The sequence below is a fragment of the Frigoribacterium faeni genome (genome assembly GCF_007988805.1).
Classification (GTDB): domain Bacteria; phylum Actinomycetota; class Actinomycetes; order Actinomycetales; family Microbacteriaceae; genus Frigoribacterium; species Frigoribacterium faeni.
Genome location: NZ_BJUV01000075.1, coordinates 1 through 1,909, shown reverse-complemented (window position 1 = coordinate 1,909; position 1,909 = coordinate 1). Strand labels below are relative to the sequence as shown.

The 1,909-nt window shown below is 76.2% G+C and carries 2 protein-coding genes; one reads left to right on the top strand and one right to left on the bottom strand.

Going from position 1 to position 1,909, the window contains the following annotated elements; translation table 11 throughout:
- Positions 1–156 precede the first annotated feature (156 nt).
- Positions 157–735: a TetR/AcrR family transcriptional regulator gene (locus tag FFA01_RS15770; RefSeq protein ID WP_146857133.1), complete on the bottom strand. Its 579-nt coding sequence runs from the start codon at positions 733–735 to the stop codon at positions 157–159.
- Positions 736–871: 136 nt separating this feature from the next.
- Here FFA01_RS15770 and FFA01_RS15765 point away from each other — a divergent pair, with 136 nt between their 5' ends.
- Positions 872–1,843 carry an SDR family oxidoreductase gene (locus FFA01_RS15765; protein ID WP_146857132.1) on the top strand — a complete coding sequence of 324 codons (972 nt, stop codon included), beginning with the start codon at positions 872–874 and terminating at the stop codon, positions 1,841–1,843.
- The last annotated feature ends 66 nt before the right edge of the window (positions 1,844–1,909 follow it).

Below are 1,909 nucleotides of genomic sequence, written 5' to 3'. Positions count from 1 at the left end.
CCCCCGCCAGTGCCGGCCCGGCTCGCCCGGCCCTCGCCGGCCCTCGCCGGCCCGCGCCGGCACCCCGCACCGGCACCCCGCTCCAGGAGTCCCGACAGGCCGCGCGTCCCACCGGGCGCGCGGCCTCTCGTGACTCTCCGTGCGAGCGGGGGCGGGTCAGCGGGCGTCGGGGCCGGCCGTGACCCGGGTGAGCTCGTGCAGCGTCGCCCGTGCGATGTCGCCGAAGGGGCGCGTCTCGCCGTCGGCGACCCATGCGGCGAAGGCGACGCCGAACACCGTGAGGCACGACTGCGCCGACAGGGTCGCGGCCGGCTCCTCCACCCCTCGGGTGCGCAGGGCCTCGGCGATCTCGACCGCCAGCCCGGCCAGCTTGAGCAGCTCGCGCTCCTGCAGCGCCGGGTTCGCGTCGATGATCCGCTGCCGGCTACGCGACCACTCCCGGCGCTCGGGCGCGAAGAACGCCGCCGCGCCGTCGAGGGCCGACGCGATGATCGCCAGGGGCTCGGCGTCGGACGGCGCCGACGCCACCCGGTCGACGAACGCGGTCGTGAGGAACTCCCGTCCGTCGAACAGGACCTCGCGCTTGTCGGCGAAGTGACGGAAGAACGTGCGCTCGGTGACCTCCGCCGCCTCGGCGATGTCGGCGGCCGTCGTCTCGTCGTAGCCGCGGCTCAGATAGAGGTGCAGTGCCGCCGCCTGCAGGCGTTCTCGGGTGTCGGATCGCCAGCGGGCCATGGCCGCGAGTCTAGCCTGGGCCGGCCAGGTGATGACAGCGACTGACATCGGGTGTAGCGTCGGTTCGGCGGCTGATGACAGTCGCTGACATCAGATGCTCGGTCCGTCGGTCGGATCGAGCGGAATAGGAGTTCTCATGCGGGTCTTCGTCACAGGAGCATCGGGCTGGATCGGTTCGGCCACGGTCTCCGAGCTCACGGCCGCCGGCCACGAGGTCGTCGGGCTCGCCCGTTCGGACGCCTCGGCCGCCGCCCTCGAGGCCGAGGGGGTCGAGGTCCGCCGCGGCGACCTCGACGACCTCGACGCCCTCCGCCTCGGGGCGGCCGACGCCGACGCCGTCGTCCACCTCGCCAACAAGCACGACTGGTCGGACCCGGCCGCCTCGAACCGGGCCGAACGGGGAGCCGTGGAGGCGCTGCTCTCGGTCCTCGAGGGGACCGACCGTCCGTTCCTCCTCGCCTCCGGGGTGGCGGGCCTGGCCGCGGGCCGACCGAGCACCGAGGCCGACCGGTCGCCGCACGAGGGGCCGCAGGCGCCACGCGGCGGTACCGAGAACCTGGCGCTCGGCGCGCTCGACCGCGGCGTGCGAGCGGTCAGCCTGCGCTTCGCCCCGACCGTCCACGGCACCGGCGACCACGGGTTCATCGCCTCGATCGTCGCGGTCGCCCGTGACAGGGGCGTCTCGGCCTATCCCGGCGACGGCACCAACCGCTGGCCGGCCGTCCACCGCTCGGACGCCGGCCGACTCGTCGCCCTCGGCCTCGAGCACGCGGCCGGAGCCGGACCGCGGTCGGGCGCCGCGGCAGGGCTCCCCGGCGCCGCGGCGGGGAGCCCGGGCGCCGCGGCGGACTCCGGCACCGTGCTGCACGCCGTCGCCGAGGAGGGCATGACGACGCGCGCCATCGCCGAGGCCGTCGGCCGCATGCTCGACCTGCCCGTCGAGTCGGTGCCCGCCGACCGCGCGGCCGAGCACTTCGGCTGGATCGGCGGCTTCTTCTCGCTCGACATGGCGGCGTCGTCGGCGGCCACCCGCGAGCTGCTCGGCTGGGCCCCGAGCGGCCCGACCCTGATCGAGGACCTCGACGCCGGCGCCTACCGCTCGGCCTGAGCCGGCCCGCCCGCCGACCCGCTCGAGGAGTCACGACGGGCCGCGCGTCCCGCGGGCGCGCGGCCC